At 51.0% G+C, this 26,532-nt stretch carries 16 protein-coding genes; 2 read left to right on the top strand and 14 right to left on the bottom strand.

Features of this window, described 5'->3' with window-relative positions:
* Positions 1–50: 50 nt before the first annotated feature.
* The 11 genes from RSX24_RS09620 to RSX24_RS09570 all read right to left on the bottom strand — a co-directional run bounded on the left by RSX24_RS09620 (position 51) and on the right by RSX24_RS09570 (position 21,556).
* The gene (locus RSX24_RS09620; protein ID WP_343260410.1) at positions 51–1,955 is read right to left on the bottom strand and encodes a DUF2961 domain-containing protein; all 1,905 of its coding nucleotides are present in this window, start codon (positions 1,953–1,955) and stop codon (positions 51–53) included.
* A gap of 77 nt (positions 1,956–2,032) precedes the next feature.
* Complete coding sequence (locus RSX24_RS09615) at positions 2,033–3,823, bottom strand: L-fucose isomerase (RefSeq protein ID WP_343260409.1); 1,791 nt, start codon at positions 3,821–3,823, stop codon at positions 2,033–2,035.
* Positions 3,824–3,848: 25 nt separating this feature from the next.
* Positions 3,849–6,566 carry a family 78 glycoside hydrolase catalytic domain gene (locus RSX24_RS09610; protein WP_343260408.1) on the bottom strand — a complete coding sequence of 906 codons (2,718 nt, stop codon included), beginning with the start codon at positions 6,564–6,566 and terminating at the stop codon, positions 3,849–3,851.
* A gap of 21 nt (positions 6,567–6,587) precedes the next feature.
* Entirely contained in the window at positions 6,588–9,572 is a 2,985-nt protein-coding gene (locus tag RSX24_RS09605) for a glycoside hydrolase family 2 protein (RefSeq protein WP_343260407.1), read from the bottom strand.
* Between the two features lie 45 nt (positions 9,573–9,617).
* Positions 9,618–12,668 (bottom strand): family 78 glycoside hydrolase catalytic domain, encoded by a 3,051-nt coding sequence (locus RSX24_RS09600; protein WP_343260406.1) that lies wholly within the window; start codon positions 12,666–12,668, stop codon positions 9,618–9,620.
* 104 nt (positions 12,669–12,772) lie between these two features.
* Positions 12,773–14,521, bottom strand: coding sequence for an extracellular solute-binding protein (locus RSX24_RS09595; RefSeq protein ID WP_343260405.1), 1,749 nt, complete (start codon positions 14,519–14,521; stop codon positions 12,773–12,775).
* A 79-nt stretch (positions 14,522–14,600) separates the two neighbouring features.
* Entirely contained in the window at positions 14,601–15,521 is a 921-nt protein-coding gene (locus RSX24_RS09590; protein ID WP_343260404.1) for a carbohydrate ABC transporter permease, read from the bottom strand.
* Positions 15,522–15,546: 25 nt separating this feature from the next.
* Entirely contained in the window at positions 15,547–16,488 is a 942-nt protein-coding gene (locus tag RSX24_RS09585; RefSeq protein WP_339272294.1) for an ABC transporter permease, read from the bottom strand.
* A 251-nt stretch (positions 16,489–16,739) separates the two neighbouring features.
* A complete protein-coding gene (locus RSX24_RS09580) occupies positions 16,740–18,563 on the bottom strand; it encodes a cache domain-containing sensor histidine kinase (protein WP_343260403.1) in 1,824 nt (607 codons plus the stop codon).
* Positions 18,560–20,182: a response regulator gene (locus tag RSX24_RS09575; RefSeq protein WP_343260402.1), complete on the bottom strand. Its 1,623-nt coding sequence runs from the start codon at positions 20,180–20,182 to the stop codon at positions 18,560–18,562. Before RSX24_RS09575 ends, RSX24_RS09580 begins: the two co-directional genes overlap by 4 nt.
* 3 nt (positions 20,183–20,185) lie before the next feature.
* On the bottom strand, positions 20,186–21,556 hold the full coding sequence (locus RSX24_RS09570) for a glycoside hydrolase family 140 protein (RefSeq protein WP_343260401.1): 1,371 nt from the start codon (positions 21,554–21,556) through the stop codon (positions 20,186–20,188).
* A gap of 311 nt (positions 21,557–21,867) precedes the next feature.
* On the opposite strand from RSX24_RS09570, the gene RSX24_RS09565 reads away from it, so the two are divergent.
* Positions 21,868–23,184: a glycoside hydrolase gene (locus RSX24_RS09565; protein WP_343260400.1), complete on the top strand. Its 1,317-nt coding sequence runs from the start codon at positions 21,868–21,870 to the stop codon at positions 23,182–23,184.
* Positions 23,177–24,259, top strand: a complete 1,083-nt coding sequence (locus tag RSX24_RS09560) for a chitobiase/beta-hexosaminidase C-terminal domain-containing protein (RefSeq protein WP_343260399.1) — start codon at positions 23,177–23,179, stop codon at positions 24,257–24,259. Before RSX24_RS09565 ends, RSX24_RS09560 begins: the two co-directional genes overlap by 8 nt.
* An 856-nt stretch (positions 24,260–25,115) precedes the next feature.
* On the opposite strand, the gene RSX24_RS09555 is transcribed toward RSX24_RS09560, so the two are convergent.
* The 3 genes from RSX24_RS09555 to RSX24_RS09545 all read right to left on the bottom strand — a co-directional run bounded on the left by RSX24_RS09555 (position 25,116) and on the right by RSX24_RS09545 (position 26,526).
* Positions 25,116–25,304, bottom strand: coding sequence for a hypothetical protein (locus RSX24_RS09555; RefSeq protein WP_343260398.1), 189 nt, complete (start codon positions 25,302–25,304; stop codon positions 25,116–25,118).
* 14 nt (positions 25,305–25,318) lie between these two features.
* Complete coding sequence (locus RSX24_RS09550; protein WP_343260397.1) at positions 25,319–25,468, bottom strand: hypothetical protein; 150 nt, start codon at positions 25,466–25,468, stop codon at positions 25,319–25,321.
* Positions 25,469–25,791: 323 nt separating this feature from the next.
* Positions 25,792–26,526, bottom strand: coding sequence for an ABC transporter permease (locus tag RSX24_RS09545; protein ID WP_343260396.1), 735 nt, complete (start codon positions 26,524–26,526; stop codon positions 25,792–25,794).
* Positions 26,527–26,532: the final 6 nt, after the last annotated feature.

Below are 26,532 nucleotides of genomic sequence, written 5' to 3'. Positions count from 1 at the left end.
AACTTGCCCACAACTGTCCCGATACCTTATCAATCATCAGCACCGTTCCTCTAGTTCATCGTATATACCCAATAACGGAATTCGTTCCATGCTCTGGCCTCTCCGTCCTGAATAAATTCGATTCGAATATGCAGCTCCCTCTTGCCTCTGGTATAAGATGCAGGGATCACAAACTCATCATCCAACCATCGTTTGTAGGGATTTCGGTCCGCAGTGTACCACGTTCTTTCTGTTACTTTCACCCCATCTACATGAACGAAAGCCCGTTGTCTCCCTGTGATCTGATCGCATCGCCGCCGCAGCCTTACGCCGCTGTTGTCCTCCCTGATGCGGATTGTGAATTCACTATAACCGTCTGTTTCATGCCCACTATCGCGAATAATGATATCGTCTTGATCCCCTTCATAAGCTGAATCCAGAGTGTAGTAACCGCGGCTGCCTTCTGTTTTGTAATCATGGTTCCTCTCCGATGAGGAGTCGCCAATATCAATTTCATCCGTCAGAACCATTCCCGGATCGTCCACACAATAGTAGAACAGAATGCCTGAATGTTCGAGATACTGGTTGTTATGCTCGCCTGCTTCGATACCAAATACGAGCTCCGTCTGAAACGGATACCAGTCACCGCTGCACATTCTGACCATGGACCACGGGTTGTCAGGAATTCCGTCATAGGCGCTCGATGGATTACATTCAGGCGGCGTGGGAAACCCCCAACCATAACATATCCAGCTCTCGGAACCGTCGCTTTCAACTTGTGGTGTCGCATTGCCGTCAATATGCACACGGACATCGCCCTCACAGCTGATCGTGCCCGGTTTATGGGTAAAACCTGTTACATGACCAGCTACCATGTGTCCTCTTCCCTTAAGTTGACCGATGATGCTGTCCGATCCTACTGTTGCCTGGCGTTCATAATATTTCGATGTGCGAAAATAACCGGTTCGGCCCTTCTCATAAACAGCGTTCCGCTCTTCTGTAAATTCAATGTTTAATTCGGATAACCATACGTCACGGTTCCCTTTGTTCACCAGTTCAATCACCGCATGCTCCCAGTACGGCATGGAGAAATAGTTATAGAACAATCCGTCCCCTCGTCTTCCGTGCGACAATACGCCGACAGGATTCAATCCAAGCTCGTTGCCGAAGAATACACCTATGGGGCACCAAATATCCGGTTGTTCATGTTTATCCCAGCTTGCTTTGATCCAAAGGTGCTGCAGGTCTTCGGATGAAAAGGAGTGGGGATTGAATGCAGCGCTTATGGAGGCGATACTGCCTTGCCCGACCTCTTCCAGAATGGTTAGCTTCTCCCCTGCTTTAACGGTCAACATTTCGTAATATCGAGACTTGCATTCCACGGCCGTTTTGGGATCTTCACCAACCCGAGACCACATTTCGATCAGCGGGGCATAGTTTTCTTTTCCCGTGAACGTAACCACTTGATCAGAGTCACTATAGGAATGATAAATGACATGGCCCCAACCGCCATCTCCTTTGGCTGCTCCTTTCAGTTGAATATCCGAGGTAATTCTGCATGATTTCTTGAAGGGCATAGGGACATAACTTCGGACTACGCGAATAGGTCCGCGTCCATTGTCCTCGGGCCCAATATAAGCGTCTGCCAGTGGAGTTACGAAAGGAAATTTACTCCCGAATTCGGAGGCCTTGATCACAAATCGGGGCGTATCCTCACCGTCAAAATAAAAAGAAAAGGTAGGTTCCGGACTCTCGGGATAACGGTGTTGAACGAAATTATAGATGCATCCTGGACCGCAATAATCAAAAATCACCCACTCCTTCCCGTCCTTATAAAGCCACCAGTCCCAGTCCGCATTGCGTCCCTGCTTGTCGATGCTTCCTTCATAGTGAACCTGCACGCCGTCTTTTAGCACAGGAAGCAAGTCGAACTTTTCCATGTTGCCAATCCCTTTAGGCTGTAAATGGGTCATCATATGCCTGCAACCTCCGAGTCATGAAAGAATACCTGTCCATAGTCACAAAGGATTTCCAATCCTGCCATCCTCTCTGCTCAGCCATACAACGGGCCATATGCAGCACAAGCACGGTAGTCTGCAGCTTCCGGATCTTTCGTGCCAAATGCTGACCAGGCGCTAGGCCGGAAAATGCGCTTTGCTTCAACATTGTGCATGTTAACCGGAATGCGCAATATGCTCGCAAGCGTAATCAAGTCGGCTCCGATGTGGCCATAGCTTACAGCACAATGGTTCGAACCCCAGGCTTCCATCACGCTGTAGACGTCATCGAATATCGGATCACCTGCTACCCGTTTCGGAACAAACCATGTCGTCGGCCACGTTGGCGTCGTTCGCAGATCCAGTCGTTGATGTACTTCCTCCGGCAACTCCAAAGTATACCCTTCCGCAAGCTGAAGCACCGGCCCCAGCCCTGCTATGAGGTTAATGCGTGCCATCGTGACGGGCATTCCCCCTCGCGTTGTAAAGTCGGTAGAATAGCCTCCGCCTGCAAATTGGTCCATATAGGTTGATCGCCAGCTTACAGCATTTAGGCAAGCCTGAACCTCCTGTTCTTCAATCTCCCAGTGAGGCTTCATCGCGGGCTGACCGTCGCGAAGCTGCTCCCCCGTTCCATCAAGCGCCGCCGGTCCCGAATTGATCAGATGCATGAACCCTGCCGCAGCCAAGCCATCCGGCTGCCAGTCTGTCACTCGTTTCACAGCTTCCGGACTCCAAAACGCGCGAACATCGGCAAAAATCTGGGCGGTATGCGACAAATAGTGATTGAACAACATGGTGATGGCGTTCAGATTATCGTTCTCGGTGGCGACCATATAGGGTTCGCGAATGCCATTCCAGTCGAATGAACTGCACAGAATTGCTTCCAGCACATCCGCACTGGGAAGGTGATCGGTCCATTCACGCTGTCCCTGGAACCCGGAAGCAATGGCGTTATAACCATACGCCTCCTCTTCATATCCCAACTCGGCCAGTTTGGGATTGCCAATCATCAGATCACGCACGATCAACGTCATGCGGATGGAAGTTTTCCAGTTTTCCTTTTTGCTCTCTGGATCGATTTGAACCGATTCCGGATTGGGATCAGGTCCTTCTTTGCAATGAAGCTCGGCCCAATCCATAGCTGAGTGGAATTCCTGCTCGTCATAAATATGTTTCTCCAGCCTGCGCGCAACCTCAGTCATGTCCACATAGGCGTTGCGCATGCCCAGATAACGCTGGTAGAAATCTTCGTCTACAACACAACCTGCGATGCCCATGGAGACGGAGCCGATCGACAGATAGGATTTTCCTCGCAGCAGTGCAGCAGCCAGACCCGCACGGGTGAACCGGATCAGTTGATCCCTAACATCCTCTGGCAGATTGCGTTCCTCCCGGTCCTGAATATGCCTGCCGTAGATTTTGAAAATGGGCAGGCCTTTCTGGTTATGCGCCGCATGCAGCGCAGCCAGGTAGACCGCACCGGGCCGTTCGGTGCCATTGAATCCCCAGACGGCGTGCGGCAGGGTTGGATCCGTTTCCAACGTTTCAAGCGGATAACACCAACCGTTTGCCACCGTGACCAGGACGCCGACGCCTTCCTTCCTGAATTGCTCGGCACAGCGGGCTGCTTCGCTCATTCCGGAGATGCATGTATCAAAGATGACAACCTGCACTGGGGAGCCGTCCGGGTTCCGGAGAACGGAGGTAATCGCAGCAGCAGCTTCATGCGCCAGTTCCATCGTGCTGCCAGCTAGCGCAGCCTTTACAAGCTTGCGGCGATCCACGATCGGGCGAATGCCGATCTTTGGAAATCCGTTTTCATAACGATGCGTCATATCCGTCATCTGTATTTCCCCTTTTCTGCATATTTTATCGGATCGTACCGATTGGGATGGAGAAGACGTGTCGTCCCGGGTTCAATTTGTGAGAACGGCGCAGTTTCGCGGCATTTACTGTATCAGGAGGCACAACAAGCGTGGCTGTGGTTCCTTCAGGGATCGTCACCTCCATATGCAGGCCTGCCTCGTCTTTCTTCCATGCTACCGCAATGGTTCCATGTGCCGTCCTTAGCGAAGCGCTCACCCGTTCCAACTTTGAGGGGATGATCGGCTCGATCCATATTTTTTCATAACCTGGCGAGTCGGGCCTAATGCCAGCCAGTCGCGTGTAAAAAGAAACGCTGATGCCCCCGAACATGGCGTGGTCATGGGAATGCATGCCACCTTTCTCGCTCCATTGCTCCCAGAGCGTCGTGGCTCCGCGCTCAATCTGGTATCCGAAGCCGGGATATTCCTTCTTGCTCAGAAGCTCATAGGCAACATCGATGTACCCGTAGTCCGCCAATACGTCAATCAAATATCTTGTGCCATAGATGCCTGTATGAAGATGACCGCCGTGTTCCCAGATAGCTTCCACAAGCCGCTCTGCGGCTGAGGTCCGCTCTTTGACCGGCACCATGCCAAACGCGAGCGGCAGAAGCTGAGCGGTCTGGGAACCGCTGCCGTAAACACCGTTCCCCAAGTTCCAATGGCGATGAAAGGTCTGATTGATATCCCGAGCCAGCCCCGAATAATGTTCATGATCTGCGCTCATGCCCAGGATCACCGCCGTTTCGGCAACAATGGACGTGATTTTGTAGTAAATACTTGTATTCACCAGTTCGACTTCGTGAAAGTAGTTTTCCCAACCATCATCATTGGGAGGGCACCAGTCCCCAAAGCCATCCTTCACCTGATGGTCTGGCCATACCTGATGCAGATGGTCAATATATGCTTTCATGGACGGATAACTCTGGCGTAAAGTATCCAGATCGTTGTAATGCTGATAGAGACGCCAAGGAAGGAAGACTTTGTCCCCGCTCCAGTCCGGGTTGGTCATGCTTTCTTCAATATCTCCGAGCCATTTGCGGTAGTAATTCTGCATATGGAAATGGTGCATGCCGGCTTCCTCAACGACAGCGGAATCCATGAGACAAGGCGTGCGCTCATCACGCTGACAGCAATCCGTGGGTATGCTGACCAGATTGTTGAGGTACGACCAACGAATATTGCTGTAGAGCTGATTGATGCCTTCATCCGAACATTCAAAGCTGCCGGCCGGCTCGACATTTGCATGAATGGGAATGGCCTGAATGGAGAGTTGATCTGTTTCACCGCTGACTTCCACATAACGGAAGCCGTGATAAGTGAAGCGAGGTGCATAACGTTCTTCCGGCTCCCCGCGGAGAATGTACGTGTCGGTTGCTTTGGCATTTCGATTCGTCCAGGGATCGATGCTGCCTTGTTCATCGACCAGCTCGCTGTATCTCAGCCGCACTTGACTGCCTTCAGGACCGGTTACCTGAATGCGAACCCACCCTGCCATGTTTTGACCAAAATCGTATACGCCCACGCCCGGACGTGGCCGAAAGACAGCGATGGGCTCGACCGGGTTGCGAGGCACAACAGGAGGTTGGATGTTCGCTTCAAGCTTGCCGACAGGCGGTTCGGCAGTTACAGCCCTCGACCAATCCCCGTTTTCAAGAAATCCCGGTTGATCCCAACCGATGTGCTCCTGTTGTGCATCATAGGACTCCCCGTCATAGATATCGTTGGAAAGAATCGGGCTTGACGCGAATGACCAAGATTCGTCCGTCATGATAGTGCGCGTGCCGCCATCCTCAAACCGGAGGTCCAATTGCAGGATAAAGGCTTTATCCCGATTCCATTTCCATCCCCACCGCGAATAATTGAAATGGTAACCATTCCCGAGCCACACGCCGAGGACGTTTTCTCCTTCTTGAAGCAGATGGGTCACGTCATAGGTGTCATAGAGCATTCTGCGGGAATACGGCGAATTGGCTGGAGCCAGAACACGGTTGTCCGCCCGGTTCCCGTTGATGCAAAGCTCATACCAACCTACCGAATAGATCCGCAGTCTGGCTTCGAGTGCAGACGACGGCAATTCAAATGTTTTGCGAAACTGAGGGCTGTCAACAGGAAGGGGTGCCTTACAGATTGACAGCATGTTTTCCTCAAGCACGAGCCCATTCCCCGAAGGGCTAATCGTGCCTGTGGTAAAATGAGTCGTCTTCGGATCATAAAAGCGGTTGGAGTACAGCACACGGCCATCACCCCCGCTGAGCTTCAGATCACGGAAGGTTGCCTTTTGCCCGTCTGTCGTCCGGAATGCAATCGTTCCTTCATAATCCGCTGCCATGCAGCGATGCGTGTAATGTTCATCTATGGATACTTGCCATTCCCCGGCTTCCGTACGTATCTTGAGCGAAAGACGTGGAGGAAGTTTGTGCAACGCAGGTAAAACAATCTTCCCCAAAGCCAGGCGTACGTCTTCTTCAACGCGGTAAATGTACACGAGCGTCTGCTGTATGTCTTCTTCATGCTCATGCAGTTCAATACCGCAGTGATTGCCTTCATCACGATAACCGAACAGAAATGCGGCACCACCTTCTTCCACGCTGAGAATGACCTCTGCCTGATATGAAAACCAGTCATGATGCTGGACTACGGGGCGCGTAATCCACTTGGCATACCATTCGTCAGATCCTGATTTCTCCTTCATTTCCACCATGGTCTTCATGGATGTCATGTTATTGCTCCTTCCTGTCAGTCAGCACGATTTGCTTATGATGGGCACGCCGCTCCAGGATGTCTCAAACGCATTCCAAGCACTTACAGTAATTCCGTCCAGCATCACCTCAGGACTGATTTCAAACGGGATGCGTCTCTCTTCTCCCGCAAGCAGTCCAAAATCGTTGTCATCCAGATAACAACCCCACTCGTCGGGAAAATGGTGAATCATCACCCGAATCGCAGGCACGTTTCCCATGTTTCGAATGGCAATGAAACCGTTCTTGTCTTGGGTCTCGACAGACCATTCAAGCGTGGTGCGCGGAAGTTCACGCAGCGGTGCATCGGAAAGTTCGGCGTACAATGCAAACGCCTGCTTGGCCTGATCGCCCGGATATTCGTTTGCTTGATGCCGATGCTCCCTCTCAAAAGTTATCAGCTCTGGGGTCTTCGGCTGGGCATTGAACCAATACCACTGATCGGACACGAGCATTCCATTGCTTTCATGAAGCATGACGGCAATCAAGAACGGCCGAATTGCGGATTCTTCCGGCAAAGTTACTTCCAGCTGATCGATGCAGCTCGCCAGCCCGGGCTTCAAGGTTAGCGCCGGATAATTCCACGTTGTCATCTCGGTTAATTGGCTGTCGTACATCGAGACTTGGATAGCTGCATTTATAAGGACGTTACGCGAATCGTTCACGACATGCAGTGCTGCGCGGAACGTTTCATCTGGCTGCCACGCATCCGATTTGGCGCAGGTGATAAAAGCATTTTGCGGACGTGAAGCCTGTTTGGCACGATAATAGGACAGCTTCGGTGTACCGTAAAAATCGACCACCGCCCACGAATGTCCGGGAAAACAATCCGTGAATTTGTAGTACCAAAAGCCGCTCTTGTCTCTCCCTGTTCCTGCCCTCTGTACATCAGCGGTCAGCCGGATCGCATCACCTTGAGCGGTCTGGGAGTAGTTGATGTAGTCCTGCCAGTCGCGGATCGGTCCGTATGCGGCGTAACGCATGACTTTAATGACATCCTTCAGACCGAACTGGTGAAAATGCGCTTTCCAGCCCCTGCTGTCTTCGGTTGGAGGAAATGACGCCAGTTCTTCCTCCGGCATATAGCGGAGACAGCTTGAAACATTGGTCTGACTTGGAATGCCGAATTCGCCGTAAAACACTGAAGGCATCGCTAACGTTGCCTCATCCAAGGGTTCACCCCCGTGATATACGTTCCAATTATGCACGCTGCCGCCCCATGGATCGGTTCGATGGAACGGTCGGGACGGATCGTATCCGCGGCATCTTTTTCCAACCAGAAAGAGTCCTTCATCTGCACCGCCATGATTGCCGTTTTCGTTGCCGCCGCCCCACATGATCAAGGAAGGATGGTTCCTCAGCCGTTTCACCGAAAGCACGGTCTGCCGGTCGATGACGCCGAGGTCAGTCAGCGGTGAATCGGGCGGACCCCAGCAGAGCGGGAATTCCTGATAGACCATAATGCCTTTTTCATCACACAGATTATAAAATTCGTCACTTTCCACCAACCCGCCGCCCCATGCCCGGAGCATCTGCACATTTCCCCTGCGGGCGAGCTCCAGCAGTCGTTCATACTGCCCTTTCTGCTGGTCGAGCATGGCATCAGGCCAACACCAGTTAGCGCCTTTGATGAACATTGGCTCGCCATTGATGACAAACTGCCAGCGATATTCCGTTTCCGGAGCTGCATCGGTCATAGGGCGCATTTCAAGCGTGCGGATGCCAAAAGACGTGTGAGCTTCGCCAACTTTAATGGGCTCAAAATTTGATCCGGATAACACAAGCTCATAGAGAGGCTGTTCACCGTAACCCGCCGGCCACCAAACCTCGGGATCGGTCAGTCTGATCACGGTACTGAATTTGCTGCGACCATATGGCACTTCAATGGAATAAGTAAAATGGGTATCCCTTTGGCAGCATGTTTGGTTATCGGGGTCAAATGAATCAACATCCATTTTCGATTTCTTTGATCGGATATAACCTTTGATGGATAATTCCACTGGCTCAACGAGACTGCTCTCAGCCGTAAACTCCAAGTGAAGCACAGCTTCATCCGAGGTGTGGGACAGGGTTACAACATACGGATCAAGCAAAGCTATATCCGGTTCGGCCACCACCCGTACATCCTTCCAGATGCCGATTGAAATGAGGTGTCCATAATGCCAGCCAAAGCCCGGACTTGGCTTCATCAGGCCGTTCCAGCTTCGAGGTGCAGGGTCCAGCCGAACGACAACCACATTGGGTTTATCACATCGAACCAATTCTGTAATGTCATGAATGGGGCCGCCAAACATGCCCTGATGATGTCCCAGCGATGCGCCGTTGAGAAATACGGTGCCCGAATAGTCGATCCCGTCGAACTGCAAGGAAAGTCGGCGCCCCACCCATTCTTCAGGCAGTTCAAATGACGTAGCAAACCACCATTCCTTGCATTCCACACGTGTCCTGCGGAACCAGACGGGGGTCTCTTCAGGCATGCCGTGATGCTCCAGTTCATCGATAGTATTAGTATTCCAGTGGGGATCTTCCAGCAGCTCCTGATCAACCAGCGCTTTTTGCACCGTTGTGGGCACGCTGACTTCCAGCCAATCGCTCCGATCGTGAGCCGGTTCGTACCAACGTTCCCGCATGCCTTCACTCGCCCGGGCTTTTCGCCCAAACCAGCCCGTCGCAGGCGCCGGATCTCCATGATCAGCCGCCTCGCCTCCCTTCATTCGCCAGGTTCCGGACAGAAGTAATGTTTCTTCGGAGGAAGAATTGCGATCGTTGTGGGGATTGGCATATGTGAAATCAGGTGATGGCTCTGCACCGGCATGGCGGGATGCTATTGGAGTGTGCGCTTTATCTGTCGTATAGCGGACTGGAATGCGGCTGTCCATCTCCACCCATGCATCCCCATGCAGCGAGGAACGGGCATAGGCCTCGTCCTGAACTTCGTCCAGAAAGCGTTTGCTTTCATTTGTACGGTAATATGAGATGTGTGTCATCGCGCTAACTCTCCATTCTTGATCCGTTTCGCTTTAAATGTGCACTCATAAAGTCCTGTGTACAAGCACTGGTCGGTATCCTTCAGGTGCTTCCATTACAATTGCAATTTCTTTCGGAGCACATACCTCCAAATGAAACGTGGACTCGCTGCCTTCCTCTTCCCGAATCTCCCATTTCACGTCGATCCTTCCGTCGCCAGGAAGAGGCACAGCTCCTTTTGCCCATTGGAGATGGCCAGGCTGGGGAGCAACCCGAACTCGTGTCCAACCGTCTGCAATCGGGCGAACCCCGAGCACCGATATTCCCAAAAAGTAACCTGGTGCTGCCGACCAGGCGTGGCAATGACTGCGTGTCAGGTATTTCGGATTGGGCCGATTCTCGGCAAATCCCGGATACATCTCCCAGCAAGTGGTCGCCTCATGTTTCACCATTTCCCCAAACCTCTCTCTCATGTCCCGGAGCATATGATCCGTCTTGCCGTTCATCACTAGCGCCTCATAATAGAAGAACGTCATAAACGGACTGCCTATGGTTACAAAATCTTCAGGCGGCGATGTTAAATATGCGTTGAGCTTCTCCTTTCGCTCATTTGCTGCAATCCCGGTAACCAGCGCCATCACCTGCGTCTGCATACTATAGGTGCTGGAAAGAGAGCCATTGGCATGGATGCAGTCCATATAAGCCTGCCGATCATCACTCCATAGATAACGATTTATGGCGCGGGCCACTCTTTCCGATGCGGAACAGTAGTATGGGCTGTCTTCTGCGCACCCTGCCAATTCGGCCAATTGGGCCGCGTCTGCCAGCGTGCGCGCAAATATCGCATTTTGATGGGTGACCGTCCCGTCGTTCGGCTGCTCCAATGGTGCCCAGTCCAGCAGATTCCAGGCTTCAATGATCAATAGTCCTCTGGCATCGATATGTGAGATATAGTGATCGAGCGTGAACTTTACCTTGGGCCAGATTTTCGCTGCAAAGTTCCTGCTTCCCGTATGACGGGCATATTCAAGGCAAGCGGTGACCCAGAAAAACGTCCAATTCGGAATCACGCTGCTCCAGCCGCTGGGCACCTGATCCACATAGAGCGGCGTTTGCCGGCTTGATCCCGGAACAAGCTGCAGACAATGTTTTACGATATCCGTTGCACCGAATACATAGTAGTTCACGAGCGCTTCATTGCGGCTGTCGCCAACCCAAAACACCTGTTCATACGTGGGACAATCCACAAATGTATCCTCCATGCACAGCCGGGTGGTATGCTTGCTGATCTCCCAAATGTCGTTCAGGATCGCGTCCGAACTATGAAATCGGCCGATCTCTGCCACCGGATAGTTGCTTTGCACAAGGGTAATGCCGAACAGTCGCACAGGTCTCGCATTCCCGTGTATGGTAAGCATGAGATAACGAAGTCCGCGCCGAATCGGCGATTCGTAGCGTTGTCTGCCTTCGCGGCATACATAGCGAAGCGTATTATCCACGCCAAAGGTATCCTGTCGCCAGTCGCCGTCCATATACTCGAAGCCATACGCGTCGATGACGGTGCCGGCCGCCGCATCGACCTCGAATCGCAGATAGCCTGACCATTCGCGGCCAAAGTCCAGAATCAGCTCCGTGCTCCTTCCGGCAGAGCTTGCCGGAACGATTGCAGGCTGCCGATTTGCGGCGCATACCTGCTGCAAGGACGCAGGAACAGGACGCGCCTGCTCCTGCCTCTTCCAGATGCTGGACGCAAAGATTGAAGCATCCGAGCTTAACCTCTCGGGGAATGGCTTCATCCAGCCGCGGAATGGAGCAAGTTCAGGGACGGAAGCCAAACTGCGGCATCGCAGATATACATCGGCATCCGGAAATGCCTTCTCGTCCAGAGGCTGATTGCCGCCAAAGCCCTGATATGCTCGGATTGGATCGCGATCCGGCTGGTGGTCGATATGCACGAGGGTGGCAAACGGACCCATCAGGACAAACGGTGTTTTGCCCGTTTGCGCATCATCGAATGGCGATACAACCGTAAACGGAACATCGCAGTCGATTCCGAAGTGCAGACCGCCGCCATGATCCTGCCCTGCCAGCTCGATCAGCAGCAGATTGTCTCCCTGCTGCAACGTTACCCGCTGAAGACGGCGCGGCCGTTCTCCCTCCATAGCTGATGCAGGATAATATGAGCCGTTAAGCGCGATGCCGCGAAGAGCATGGAACGCGCTGAAAAATCCGACAACGGCTTCGGCTTCGCTACTTGCGCGAATGACCGCTGCGACATAACCGGCAAAGGATACCGGATTGGCGTGCATCCTGCTTGTCGGCTCCATCGCTTCACGTACATCGAGCACATACGTCCAGGGCACAAGAAATGCTTCTTTCAATGATTCCACGCGAACAGGCCATACTTCTTGCTCCGTCAGTTCGGGAATGTCACTTGCAACCAGGCATTCCCATGGCGCATCGCCAGGCGTGCCGATGATGCGGGCAGGAGTCCAAACGCCGTGCTCTGCGATCGGCAAGGTTTCGACTCCTTGCCAACGATCATTCCAGCGGCGCGCATCCACCTGTTCGGCAAAACCAAGCTGACAGGACATGCGCGCTGACCTTCGTTCATATCCGTCATGCAGAGCCGTCTGCCAGGATGCATCCGTACCCACGATAAGTTCTTTTCTCAGGTAACTCCCATCAGCCTCATAGCGAACCGACTCCAGTTGAGCGAGAAGCCCGCCCCTTCCCGGCAGATACGCGAACGTAGCTGCACCATAGCTGATGACAAGTACAGCCAGTGTATTACGACCGGAATGCAGCAGATGGCCCACTTCATGCACGTGATAGTTAAGTTCAGAAGGCCAAGAGCGATTGGGTCCTCTTCCGCACAGTACACCGTTGACATATAACACATATCTGGCATCTGCTGTGATGGTTACCTCGGCGCTTCCATACTCCCAATGATGCAATTCGAATTCCCGGCGAAAACAACGCCATTCGTTGCGCGGCCAGTCCTCGCCTTCTCCCCAGATCCATGAGGCACGCCACGTGAATGCTTCCGTCTGAACAACGCTTCCTTTCCGTTCCGTCGGCAGATCCCTCCCGCCAGTCGATAAAATGTGATCCATTGCTGCATCAACTCCCGTTCCCCTGTATGTTTCAATAATAAGGGGCTAAAACTTCACAGCTTTAGCCCCTCTTCATGACACTTGCCGTTGCGAGCGAAGTCGTATTACAGCCCGTGAGCTTGACGAAGCCGCTGCACTTCGGCGTTATACCAGGCCGTAAACTCATCTGCTCCTGCTTTTTTGAATGCCGCAAGCGCAGCCTGTTTATTTGCTTCGAATGCCTGTTCATCCTTGGAAAGAATAACTTTGGCCGCTTCGCGCGCAGCCAGCTCTTTAAGTTCGGCTTCCTGTTTCTTCAGCTTGTCGTCCAAGGTTACGCCCGGAACGGTGTTGCGCTGCACGATCTCCTCGTCCGTCATGCCATTCATCCAGGTGGTGAACGTATTTAGTTTGCCTTCATCGATCAACTTTTTGAATACCTCTCCCGAGTAAGAAGCACCATAGTGTTCTGCAAAATCTTTCTCAAGCGGGGTGGCCGCTTTGGACAGCGCCTCCTCCGAGGTAAAGAGGTCGACCGGCATCTTGTCATCGGGATTGATCATGTTGCCGCCAAGACCGATGATGTTGCGATCCAGCGAAAGTCCGGTTGCTTCGTAGGGAGCTCCGCCTGCTGCTTTCAATGCGAGTGTTTCGTCCGTGAGTGTCGGTTTGCCGTCCACCATCTTCCAGTGCTTGCCTTCTACGCCGTTATACATGGTGCGTGCACCCTCATAAGAGTAAATATAATTGAGGAATTCCATCGCTTTTTCAGGATGTTTTGATGTTTTGGATATGCTGTAGGCTTTATCCTGCCATCCGAGCGGATTGACTGCACCCGTCCAGGCCAGTTTGCCGGCAGGCACAACCAGATATCCTTTGCCATCATTGGCATGCTGTGCATTGAAATCCCCCATCGCCCAGGTGGCGGGACCAACAACGATCTGTCCTGCAGTTGCCTTTGCCATGTAGTCATTGTTCTTCATCGTCAGGGAATCCGGATCGAGCAATCCTCTGCGTTGAGCCTTGTTATAGAAGTCCAGTGCAGTCCAGAAGTTGGAGGACTCGTCGGTCAAGTTGCTGATGAAGTCGCTCCCGCCAACTTTGGATGCAGTCAGGTCGCTTGTAGCCCCTACATTCTCGGTAAAGATGATTGGCGGAATCGTATAAGGCCATAATCCCCAATCTTGCCACATGGACACGCCGTACACCTTTTTGCCGTCTTCGGTCTGCGGGTGCTTCTCCACAATTTTTTCGACAACGTCCAGCAAGTCATCCATTGTGGCCATTTCCGGTGTGCCAATCTCCTTGTACCAGTCCCAACGAATCGTCGGGCCTATAGTGATTGGCGCAATTGAAGTGCCCGGTTTGGATTGCACTTGGGGAGGCAGGAAATACAGGTTGCCGGTACCGTTGCTCCAGTTCTTTTTGCTGTATTCGACCACAGTACCGATGTTCGCCGTAATGTCTTTGCCGGATGTAGCGAGCAGATCGTCGAGCGGAACGATCAGATCCCCTTCAATCAGTTGTTTTTGATATTTGTTCACGTCCGTGCGCACCAGGTCGGGCAGATCGCCGCCAGCGAGCAATACATTGAATTTGTTTTCGTCTGCTTCAACGTATTCAATTTTGACACCGATCTTCTCGGCAATGGCTTCGGCCACTTCGTTGTTCTGCTGCGTATTCCACTTGGAACCGGTTTCCATGATGAGCACTCGCAGCGTCACGAGGTCTTTGTCCGAGCCCGTGTCTGACGAACCGGTTTCGCCCGTGCTGGTCTGGCCTGTTCCCGAGCCGCTGCCCGTACAAGCTGCCAGCAGCAAAGACGTCATCATGAGCAGTGCGATGACTTGGCGGAACGACTTTTTAGTTCTCATGTCATAACCCTCCTGTTTCTTCTTCTATAATTATCGGCGATTGCCGGATAATCCGGTTTGGTTGCACCATTTTTCAGCCTCAACCCTTGACGGCTCCCATCATGATGCCTTTGACAAAATACCGCTGCAGCATCGGATACACCAGTACAATCGGCAGCGTGACAAGCATCGTAATGGTCATGCGAATGGACTGCGGTGTGAGCGTCCGGACAACATCTCCGCGGGTCAACTCCTCTGTCGTCATATTGGACAGGTTGCTGGACTGGTTCAGAAAGTTGTAGAGCACCAGTTGCAACGTTTGCACCTTCGGATTTTCCACCAGGAAAAAGTTGTCGAACCAGGTATTCCACTGACCTACGGCGGAGAATACGGCAATGGTGGCGATGATCGGCATTGACAGCGGGAAAATGATGCTGCGATAGATCCGGAAGTAGCCGGCCCCATCGATTTTGGCCGATTCCTCCAGGGATGCGGGCAGCTGTTCGATGAACGTTTTGATCAAAATGATGTTAAAGCCCGACATCGCGCTTGGAATGATGTACAGCAGGAAATTGTTCTGCAATCCATAGGTTTTCATGGTCAGATACCATGGGATAAAGCCTGCATTGAAGTACATGGTAATCAGTACAAAACGGTAAATGATTTTGCGGAACGGCATCTCTTCTTTGGTAATGAGATAGGCAAAGAAGGAACAGCTGAACACCGTAATCAACGTTCCGAGCACGGTCCGGGAGACACTTACAATGGCAGCGTCCATGATGCCCGGCAACTGTACCGTCGCTTGGTATGCTTCAAGGGAGAAGCCGGCTGGCCAGAAATATACGCCTTTCTGAACCTCGATGGGATCGCTGATCGAATAGATGAAAATATAATAGAACGGATAAATGGTGATGATGACAAGCAGGGACAGCACGATGTAATTAAACAGGGTGAACGCAAGGTCTTTCCAGTCGGTATGGCGGACGGGACGAAGCGTCTGTCCTGTGGGTTGTGTGCGCATATTTGTTTTGCTCCTTTCCCTGGGGTCAGACGATGCCTTGACCGCGAACTTTCTTGGATAGAATGTTGACGCTGAAGAGCAGCAGAACACTGATTACGGTTTTGAAAATGCCCACAGCCGTCGAGTACGAGTAGTCGCCCGTCACAAGTCCGAGCCGGTATACGTAGAGGTCAAGCACTTCGATCCGGTCTGCAATCATAACGTTGCTGAACACGAGATATTGCTCAAACCCTGCGGACAGCAGGTTGCTGACGGAGAGCAGCAAAAGCACAATGAAGGTCGGCATGATGCTTGGCAGCGTAATGTGCCAGATCGTACGCATGCGCCCGGCGCCATCCACCTTGGCTGCATCGTACTGTTCGCTGTCTATGCCAACGATGGCAGCCAGATAGATGATGGCGCTCCATCCTGCAGACTTCCACAGCAGCAGCAACGTTTGCACCGTCCATACCCGGTCATAGTTACCGAGGATATCCACGGGTGGACTACCGATCCCCGTTTTCATCATGATGGAATTGACGGCTCCCTCCGTACTGAACATGCTGAATGCGAGAGAAAATACGATGATCCAGCTGATATAATTCGGCAGTGTAGAGACGGTCTGCACCAGCCGTTTGAACCAGCCGGAGCGAACTTCCGAGATCAGTATGGCAAGCAGCATCGGTACCGGGGCGGTGGCAATGGACAACAAGCTCAGTGCCAGCGTGTTCGCCAGCACGGGTCCCATCCGTGGATCATCGAACATGTTGCGGAAATTTTCCAGCCCCAGAAAAGGGGTTTGTTGAAGCGGTATGCCTGGTTTGTAATCAAAGAATGCGTAGATCCATCCGAATAAAGGGACATAGCTGAAGGCCAGCGTAAACAGTATGAATGGCGTGGCCAGAAGCAGGAGCTGCATGCCATCCTTGCGATTCAGCTTGCCGGTCCTTTGGGTTGCGGCGCCGTTCAGGGTCTTGGTACGTTGCATATGAATTTCTCCTTTGTGCGTGTGCTTTCGTTTTGGCTTATTCATATGATAACGCTTTCTTTATTACCCTTGAATGAAAGATCCCCTGATCTGCTTGAAAAAAACAAAGCTGCCCTGCGAGCCGACTTGAACAATTTTGAGGCTCCGCTTGAACGAATAAACAGGGCTCCAATATGAAAAAAACGCCCTCATGTGCTGCCTTCCGGCGAAGCTCACGAGAGCATGGATCATTCGAAGCCGCAGCTCCTCTTCTATAATCGATGTACAGGCAAGGTAACGATGGCCTCAGCGCCCTGATCGGCCGGAACGAAGTGAATGCCGAAGTCCGGTCCATAATACAAACGAATCCGTTTATTGACGTTATTCAGTCCGATTCCGCTCCCGCCAACGGTGGATTTGGGCGATTCCCCCTTGGCCAGCTTTTCGTTTAACATGAAGAGGCTCTCTGCATCCATTCCGACGCCGGAATCGGTGACGCTCAGCATCAGTCGGTCATGGTCGCCCGAGGCAGTAATTCCGATCTGGATGGCAAAATCCTCGCTCTGTCTGCCGGAAGCAATGGAATTTTCCAGCAGCGGCTGCAGAATAAAACGCGGCACCTGACAATCCATCCACTCTTCATCCACGTCCATCGTAAACGTAATATTATTGTTGAATCGCATGTTAATGATCTTCAGATAATTGTCCAGATACGACAGTTCGTCCCGCAGGGAACACATCGAGTCTTTGCTGGAGAATACGGGGCGCAAAATATTGCCCAGTGCTACAATCGTATTTACGATGTTGTCCGCCTTCACAATGACAGCCATCCAGCGGATCATGTTCAGGGTGTTGTACAGGAAATGCGGATTAATCTGATACTGTAGTGCCTCCAGTTCCAGCTCCCTCTTTTTCTCCTGAATCTCATTGTTTTTGTTCACCAGTTCTACCATGCTGAGCGACATCTCATTAAAGCGGCGGATGACCGTGCCCAGCTCATTATTCGGAACATGATCGACGGTAACCCCGAGTTCACCTCGGCTCATGTCTTTCATTTTGCCGGACAATTGGTTGAGCGGTTTGATGATTTTGCGAAGCCAGAAGTAGGAGGCTATGAATATCGCGAGCACACTGATCGTGAACACCAGTACAAGCATTCGTTGAACGCCTAGAATCTGGTCTGCGTACTGACTGAGCGGAATTTCTTTCAGCAGGTACCAACCGCCATCATGGAGTTTGTAATATACAACCTGCATGCTGTGTCCGGCCTTTTCGTCATCCAGGCTTCCGTAAGCTCCGTCCGTCAGTTCCGCACCCGGTTTGAAGTGGCTCTGCGTACCTACCCGATCCGCCTCACTGGCCGAAATGATTGTTCCGTCAGCGCTGGCGATATACATATCGCCTTCTTCACTGTTCAGCGCCGTCGCATAGATGGATGACAGATACCGTTCATCGATATTAAAAATCAGCGTGGCGCTTGTTGTTGGATCATAGATGGCACGCGTGCCCCGCATCAGGCTGATCAGGTAACCATCGTCTTCTCCGGTCAGATACGGATTGTAGAACGATTTCTTGATCCCGGAATGGATAACCAGATGAGGATACTGTTCAAGTGTTTGACGGAAGGGCTCAGAAGTAAAGAAACTCTCCTGCCATGCTTCCCGATCGTAAACGAGCGTCCGCTTCTGACTTCCTCCTACTGCCCCGAGATTGTTCGCCGTAATATAAATCGAGTCAATATAGTTGTAGTTGTCGATGAAATCGGCGATCACCCGCTGCACGTCGTTTTTCGATTCGAGAAATTCCTCTTCCGTTTTCTCCGAAATTTTGTACAAAAACTGCTGAATGTGATCATCCCGCAGAAAAAGCATGGATAAGCGATCGATCTCTTTCACCAGGCCGCCTATGTTATGGTCAAGCTGTTGGAATTGCTGGTAGAGCAACCGTTCGTTCTGGATTTTGATCATGTTCTGCATAAAGGAATAAATAAAATAAGAAGCCCCCGCCAGTACGGCGAGGCTGATGACCATAATATACAGAATAAGCTGTGTTCGGAGCTGTCTGGAGACAAACAGGGATTTGACGGATGTCCTCATTCATGGCACCCTCTGTCTTTGAGCGTCGTTTGGCGGCGGTATTCGTTCGGATTAAGACCTGTGATCTTTTTGAATACCTTGCTAAAATACGTATATTCGGGCGAAAAGCCGACCAGAGCCGGCACATCGGAAGAGCGCAGTTGATTTTGGGCAAGCAGTTCCTTGGCACGTTCAATCCGATAACGGTTCACATAATCAATATAAGTGATCTGCAGCTCTCTCCGGAACAGGTTGCTGAGATACCCCATGCTTAGACCTACATGATCTGCAACCATCTGGAGACTGATGTTTTCGGTATAATGACGCTTGATGTACTCAATGGCGCGGGTAATCTCGTCACTCATTTGTAAGCGTTTGCGAATCAATTCAACCAAGGTGTCCATATAGATAAGGACCTGGTCAAGCATATCCGGCATCGTGTCACAGGTTTCCAACTTTTCGTTCATGCTGAGCAGCAGCGTTTTCTCATTGTTATGATCGTATACATTCGTATTAATCCATTGCACAAGCTGGTAAATGGTGATCTCCATTGATTTTCGCTCTTCGTTCATGCCGCGTTCAATCTCATCCAGAAATTCGTCGTATTCTTTCTGTTTAAGTGACGGAAGCAATTCCCGAATAGGTGTGTGGCCTCGAAGCCGTTCAAGTCGCCCAAGCACGCCCGAATGGTCCGCACGCCCTATTCCTTGATGATGTTGTCCCGGGCCGGTGATGAATTTACGCTGCAATGCGCGCTGTGCTTCGGCGTATTGTCTCGGCAGCGAATCATAACCCCCGTTGATGCTGCTGATCCCGAACGAAACGGTACTGTTGAAATAATGACGAATCGTATCCTGAACATGTTCGAGCAACTGACGAAGCTCCTGCACGATGGCTTGTTCGGACAACATATCGGCAAAATGCAATACAAGCGCGTAATGCCGGTCGTTGATCTGAACCGCCTCTCCCCGTTTATAACCGGACATGATCTCGCTTAAAATGTTTAACAGCGACATCTTGACCAAATGGCCGTGTTCATCCCGAAAACGTTCCTTGAGCGAGGCATAACGGTCCACTTCCATTACGCACACGACAAGACGAACGGGCGAAAGGCGCAGACCGCTCTCCGAGACGAACCTGGCGAATTCCTCCGTTGAGAAAATGCGATAGAACATAAAATCTTTAAACATCTTTTCCTTCACAAGCTCCATATCCGGAGACGCCGTCCCTGTCCTGCCTTGCGGTTGAGGCGGGGTATGCTGCTGATCCAGCTCTTCCCTGACTCCTGTCAGCACCTGCTCAATCTCTTCTTCGGTCATGGTCAGCTTCAGAATATAGCTGGACACGTCCAGCGTCAGTGCTTTGCGGGCCAGCTCAAACTCTTCGAGACATGACAGCACAACGACGCGTGTATGTTTGTCTTGCTTGCGGATGTTGGAGATCAGCTCCATGCCATCCATTCTTGGCATACTGATATCGGTAATGACCACGTCGGGTTTCTCGCGTTCATAATAATCCCATGCGGCCAGGCCATCCGGGAAATCGGCAGTGACCTCCAACCCGAATTTGCTCCATTCGACGGAATTTTTCAGTCCGATGCGAACGAGCATTTCATCCTCGACGATCATCACCTTATACATGCATTAGACCCCCTTCAAAATCAAAATCCAGTCATTCCCTCTTCCGCTGGTTGGGGCTGCAAAACGTTGAATGCCTTGATTCGGTATTGTAGAATCTGAATCCGAATCTGAATCTGAATCTGAAGAAACCTTGGTCGTATCTCCTGTTCTGGGGCAAAACCACATGGCATTCGCTTGCTTGCCCTCAATATACCCCATGACGACGTCAACGTACAAGCCATTGGGCAGATAAATGTAAGCGTTATATTTATTCTGCGCAGCAACGGCTTGATTCGCGCCTGCACGGTTCTGATGAATCAGATTCGAATTGGGTCTCCAATCCGGGCCCAGCTCCCCTTCGAGCAATGCACGCGCATGGCGCATCTGCTTTGCTCCCGGACGATGCAGTGCTTCAAGCCATGGCATAATGAAATAATCGCCTTCGCTGTTCGATTCAATGAGATCATGCGGACCTTGGTACATTGACCATATCGAATGGTGTCCATACGTATGACCCAGCGCGCCGGCAAATAAAGCGTAATACGCAGCTTTCCTCACATCCGCCGCATCGAAATAGCCCTGTTCACCCCGGAACCCGACAGGAATATCCTCGTAACATGGCTCGGCATCAAGCGTGGGTTTCACCGGCTTGCGCTCATAATCTTGCTGCACACGTCTATCATTGGTAATCTCCCGCTCTCCGTGTCCGGATTGAATCATGTTGAAATCAAGCCATGACTCATCATGAAGTTGGCGGGAAGATGAATCGCATCCCGGTGGATGGAAAGCCATAAGCTGCCGGGCACCACCTTGTTTCAGCCCCTGTGCCATGGACGTGACGATGTCGAAATGGCGCTTCGTCTCCAGTGGACGGTCTCCCCCCAGTACCCAGATAATCTGAGGATATTCAGCGTATCGCTCACCCAGCCATTTTCCGTAATCAAAGGCCGTTTCCGGTGTAAATATTTCCGGCCCTTTCCCCCACTTCTTGTTGAACTTGTCACCCCAAGTCGGGAGCAGTGCAACATACAGCCCAAGGCTGCCTGCAAGTTTCAGCATGGCGTCCACATGATCCCAATAGGAGTAAGGTCCATCGGTATCCGGATGGGCTGGATCAGGTTGACCATTCTCGTCCATATGAAAAGGCAGTCTGCCTTGAGCATTGCCCGTTGTGGTACCGCTGAACTCGGCCAGCAGCACCGTTTGAATGACTGTGAAACGCTGTTCGGCCCTTGTACGGAGGTACAGTTCGCTCTCTTTCCGGTTCAAACGGTGCAGAAGTTCCCAAGCCGTGTCGCCGAGCCAAAAAAAAGGGACTCCTTCCGACGTTTCCAGATAGCGACCGTTGTCGGAAACCCGAAGCGCAGTGATGGCAGATTGTGGATTGGTGGACATGTTATTGGACCCTCCCTGTTTTACAGTTCCATGGGCGTTGCTATGGCGATCATTCATGTTTCTGACGAATCACTCTCTAATGAAAAGCATAAAATGCACATTTGTTTTCGTAAAGGGCCTTTACCGAACAGAATCGTTCAACCCGGCTTCGTTTTGTTCAACCACAGCCGCTATTTTTTCAACCGTTTCAATGGATAATTCAAATCTGACTTTTATTGTAAACGCTATCATTTTAAGTGCCGCAAGTCGACTGACATGAAATCACCTCATGGATTGACCTTTGCGGTAAACCATGAAAAAGGAGAGCTGAGATGAAAAGTAGATCCGGTCGTTTAGCTTCACGATGGGGAATTCCGCTCCTTATATCCACCATGCTCGCTTCGTTTGCTCCCGCTCCTTCCCTAATTTACGCCAATCAGAATCAGAGCCAGAACCAGAACCGTACCAGCCACACGATTACGATTGATACGAATGATGTGATTCAGGATGATTTTCTCGGCGTTGGCGTCAACACCATTCCCACGGCCCTGATGCCCGGGCAAACGCAATACGGGTATACGGAAGCCCACTGGGAGGTAGACAACAAGCGAATTCAGACCATTCAGCCCAAGGTGGCCAGAGTGTGGTTTCAGATCGACTGGATGGAGCCTGCGAAAGGAAACTATACGTGGGACAGCGCCAAAATGAAAGCTTTCTACAAATACCTGGACGCCTTCAAGGCTGCCGGAACCGAAATCGAGCTGAACTTTGGCTGGAAAGTAGGATCAACGGTGCATGACTGGTTTACCATTCCGGGGATAGATCCATGGACAAGTGCGCCTGCTGACCTGGATGCTTATGCGGCTTCCGCCTCTGCCCTGCTGGAGGAGTTGATACTGAACCGCGGTTACGACAACGTGAAATATTTGACGTTTTATAACGAACCGAACGGCAGTTGGGACTTTGAGGCTCCCGGTGACCAGAAAGCCTATTATGCCGAAATGGTTAATAAAACGAGTGCCAGGCTGACTGCGGACGGTCTACGCGATCTGATCGAAATCTGGGGTCCCGAAGAGACTGGCGCTCCGGCCTGGATTGAGTACATGAAACAACATGCGGATGATGCCATCGACGGATACAGCTTCCATGTATATGGGGAATCGTACGAAGGACTGGGGAATGCCTTTGCGTTGCGGAAACAGTATGTCGGCGACAAGCCGCTTCATCTGACCGAATTCGGCTGGGCAGATGATCAGGCGAGCAATTGGGATGCGGGTTATGCAAACTCGGTCATTCAAACCGCCAATATGGGCGTGAAATCAGCTCTCATGTGGCAGTTAAACGGGGTTTGGACCAATGATCCTACCGGCGGAACGAACGGAACATATACGATGTGGGATGCGCTGGTACTGGGGCTGACTCCTCGCAAAACATTTTATATCGCAGGCATGCTGAATCGTTATATTCCAGAGCACAGCGAGGTTCTGGCTGTGGATACGGGCGGTTCGACCGACGTACGCGCCGCGGCGTTCAGAGGCGACGACGGCAATTATACCGTGCTCGTAGAGGCCAAAGCCGGCACGGAAAAAGAGATCACGCTCGATTTTGGCAGTACTGCGGTCAACCAGACGTTCCGTAAATTTGAATAACCGTAGCAGCGGCGTATATCAGGCACCACAGGTGACGGATGAAACGATGATTGCGGTTCGCGCGACCAGCACGGCCGATCCATCGGCGTATGGCGTCGCCCTCGTACGCGTCCTTCCTGCGTCACAGGCGGATAAAGTCGAAGTTCCAACATTCAGCCTGGATCGGCACATATTCCCTAGCTCCGAAGTGCTCTATCTGGAGACGGCGACGAGCGGAGCGCAAATTCGGTATACGACAGACGGCAGCGAACCTACGGCCCAGTCCTCCCTGTATGTCAGACCGATTGTGCTGAACGAAGGTTCACTTGCACTCTATAAAGCCAAAGCGTTCAAAGATGGTATGCAACCCTCAGGCACGGTATCCTCCCTGTATCAGATCGGACAGATCAGCAGCGCACCGGACGGGTATAAGCTGTGCATGGTCGAAAACGGTGGAGAGTGTTATTTTCAGGGTAAAGCGGTTGTCGCTTACGGTGCAGACGGATTATTTAATTATTCCATTCAGGAAAACGGCGTTGCTTGTACAAGCGCCATTCTCGGCGATCCGATTCCGGTCGTAGACAAGCGATGCTTTGTTAACCCCGAAATTCCGGATGAGCTTCCGGTAGTCACGCTCTTCAACGCCGGTTTTGAAAAACCGGCTACCACTTCGGCCAGACCGGGACCTATGACCAACGGATGGGTGTTCGACAGCCGCTCCGGCGTGCAGCATAACAACGGTGCATTCCAGGCCACTGCCGCGCCCCAAGGTGTGCAGACAGGTTATCTGAAAACGGATGGCGGCGTCTCCGGCACGATAAGCCAGTCGATCCATTTCAAGCCGGGAACGTACCAAATGTCGTTCAAGGCGGCCAAACGCACCAGCTTTGGCGGCACCCAGTCCTTTGACATCTATTTCGATGATCAAATCATCGGTTCGTATCAGCCTGAATCCGGCAACTTCCAGACCTTCCGCACAGAGCCCTTCGAGACGGCTGGCGGAAAACATACGATCAAGTTCGTAGCCACAACGACTCAAGGTGACAATACGGCTTTTATTGACGATGTACGAATTGCGTTTCCACAGACCCCCTAAGACCCCATATATCGCCAATTCGAGCTTTGAGTCCCCTGTGGTTAACCGATCCGTCAGGCACGTTGAGCGGGGTAGTTGCTGGATGGAGCTTTTATTGATTAGGCAAGGATGTTGCGCGGTGGCAGCAGCGTAACTTCTACTCCAGTACCCGCCGGGGTTCAGGCTGCATTTGTTCGAAATCAACATGGCGTTCAAGGTTCATTTCATCAGTCGCTGACGTTTCCTGCGAGCAGCTACGCCATTAACTTGAAAGCTGCCGCTCAGAATGCAAATGTGCCAACACATATCTCAAAGTGAAGTCATTGCCTCAAGTTGAAGAAACAAGTTTAGACTGATTCCATATTAATAAGCAACGGCCAGTTTAAGATCTTAAAGTCTTAGACTGGCCCTTGCTGTTGTTCAACTAACGTTTCCCGTTAGCCATCCATGTCCCTGTCGGTACACCAGAATAATTTTCAGGGTAGCTTAATGTCTATAGGTATTCTTCGTACTATAATTTTGTATTGTCTATTTTAAAGACAGAAGAAGTGGAAACAACGTTGTTCGTTTCTTCTTCCAATTTCTGTACCGTCTTTTTAATGTTTTAAAGTGACTACCTATCGTACGGGCCTCCTTTTTTTTGCACGCAAAAAAAGACAAAACAGTGTACACGACAATCGCCACATACAATTTTGTCTCCATATTCCAGCATAAAAATAAAAGCCGATGACGTGCAGCACGATGGAAAAGAGCCACATTCCCGGGAACCACGGCGCGATGAGTTCAAACATCTCCTTCGAGAACAACCATACTGCAGCCATGCTTCCAATGAGGTTCAGCGTAGAGGAGATGGCGATGTTCCAGAACGGTTTCAACGTCAAATGATTCCAAAGCCGTTATACATCACGCTGAACACTACCGCAGCAATACCGGCAATGCCGGCCGCATTCCATAACAACGACACACGGACCGTTTCTCCTTGATAAAACAGAGTCAATAACAGCGCCACCCACAACAAGCTCAACGTAAATACCTGAAAAAGCGATTGTCTAAGTTCCTTGATCACGTCCAATTCCTCTTCTACATACTGGCATTGATGACTACAATGGATTGTTCTGCATGCCGGACGGCTTCCTCGCCCTTTTTCCAACGAATCTGTTCATCCGGATGCGTAGTGATTCTGGCTGCATTGCGTTCCATGGCCGAATCGGCTTCAAACGTGACTTTCACTTCTTGTTCCTCCTCTCAAAACCCATATTACAAGGGAAAACGAACTTATCCCATCCATCTGCGTTTAGTTGCATCATTCCGTAAGTTTGTTGCATGACGAACAAGCGAGGGCAACTTTTTGAAGGTCCGAAGTTCTTCTTCTTTGCTCTAAACCCCGTGTTAAAACATCAAAAGAGCGAAAAGCAGTGAATCCTCGATCTGCTTCTCGCCCCATGAAGTGGACCGAATCTTCAATTTAATATATACTAGTATTCCACTTCCGTATGCCACACAAAACACTGCACATAGTATTCGTACTACCTTAGGGTCAACCCTTCAATATTTCATTTTCTTCCACTATATATTAGCCCTTTTAGTATAAAGGCAGAAAGACAGCCACATAGCAACAAGGTTACAATACTTCCCATCCGGTTTTCAGTTGTAGTTTCATAGTAGCCGGAAAGACCAAATACCGCTGTAATAGGATAGAAGGTTTTTAGGGCATTAGACATGCTCATAAATATTCCGGCAAAAGAATACATTTCGGTTAATACTAATGCAAGCCAATAGCTCTTTTTCAAATGCGATACCAAAGCAATAATGGGCGAGATCGCAAGGAATACACCTAAACCGTTCAACAAATATGTTTTCAGAAAACCTAAAATCATTCCCGTCGATAAATCCGAAAAATGTAAAATAGCTTCCGTTGAAAATGCTATAGCAAAGAGCAGCAAGTAAATGAGTATGCTGAATGCGAAAGTAATAATCATTTTTGAAGCGGTTAATTTTGCTTCATTTATGGGAATAAGCCGCAGAGATTTTATAGTGTCCTCCTGTTCTTCACGACAAATCATATAACTGCCCAAAAGGGAAATGACCGCAGGAAGGACAAACAATGTTGCCCATGGTTGAATAACAGTCATATACCAACCTGCACTGTCTATATCTCGCTTGCCATCATACACAACTCCACCTGCTACAAAAACAATGACTGCTACCAGAACTGTTGCAAAAACTGTAATCCAAATAATCTTTGAACGGCGAAGCTTTTGAAGTTCCGCCCAAAGTAATTTTTGCATGATTTA

Origin of the sequence: Paenibacillus hubeiensis, from assembly GCF_032334105.1 — a bacterium.
Lineage (GTDB): Bacteria > Bacillota > Bacilli > Paenibacillales > Paenibacillaceae > Paenibacillus > Paenibacillus hubeiensis.
The sequence above is the reverse complement of the archived record's forward strand: the minus strand, read 5'-3'. Positions and strand labels throughout refer to the sequence as shown.

Coding starts and splice junctions, on each gene's coding strand:
- RSX24_RS09570 (WP_343260401.1), bottom strand. CDS start 21,556: ATGTCCACCAATCCACAATCTGCCATCACTGCGCTTCGGGTTTCCGAC.
- RSX24_RS09620 (WP_343260410.1), bottom strand. CDS start 1,955: ATGATGACCCATTTACAGCCTAAAGGGATTGGCAACATGGAAAAGTTC.
- RSX24_RS09580 (WP_343260403.1), bottom strand. CDS start 18,563: ATGAGGACATCCGTCAAATCCCTGTTTGTCTCCAGACAGCTCCGAACA.
- RSX24_RS09590 (WP_343260404.1), bottom strand. CDS start 15,521: ATGCGCACACAACCCACAGGACAGACGCTTCGTCCCGTCCGCCATACC.
- RSX24_RS09610 (WP_343260408.1), bottom strand. CDS start 6,566: ATGACATCCATGAAGACCATGGTGGAAATGAAGGAGAAATCAGGATCT.
- RSX24_RS09605 (WP_343260407.1), bottom strand. CDS start 9,572: ATGACACACATCTCATATTACCGTACAAATGAAAGCAAACGCTTTCTG.
- RSX24_RS09615 (WP_343260409.1), bottom strand. CDS start 3,823: ATGACGGATATGACGCATCGTTATGAAAACGGATTTCCAAAGATCGGC.
- RSX24_RS09545 (WP_343260396.1), bottom strand. CDS start 26,526: ATGCAAAAATTACTTTGGGCGGAACTTCAAAAGCTTCGCCGTTCAAAG.
- RSX24_RS09595 (WP_343260405.1), bottom strand. CDS start 14,521: ATGAGAACTAAAAAGTCGTTCCGCCAAGTCATCGCACTGCTCATGATG.
- RSX24_RS09575 (WP_343260402.1), bottom strand. CDS start 20,182: ATGTATAAGGTGATGATCGTCGAGGATGAAATGCTCGTTCGCATCGGA.
- RSX24_RS09565 (WP_343260400.1), top strand. CDS start 21,868: ATGAAAAGTAGATCCGGTCGTTTAGCTTCACGATGGGGAATTCCGCTC.
- RSX24_RS09585 (WP_339272294.1), bottom strand. CDS start 16,488: ATGCAACGTACCAAGACCCTGAACGGCGCCGCAACCCAAAGGACCGGC.
- RSX24_RS09600 (WP_343260406.1), bottom strand. CDS start 12,668: ATGGATCACATTTTATCGACTGGCGGGAGGGATCTGCCGACGGAACGG.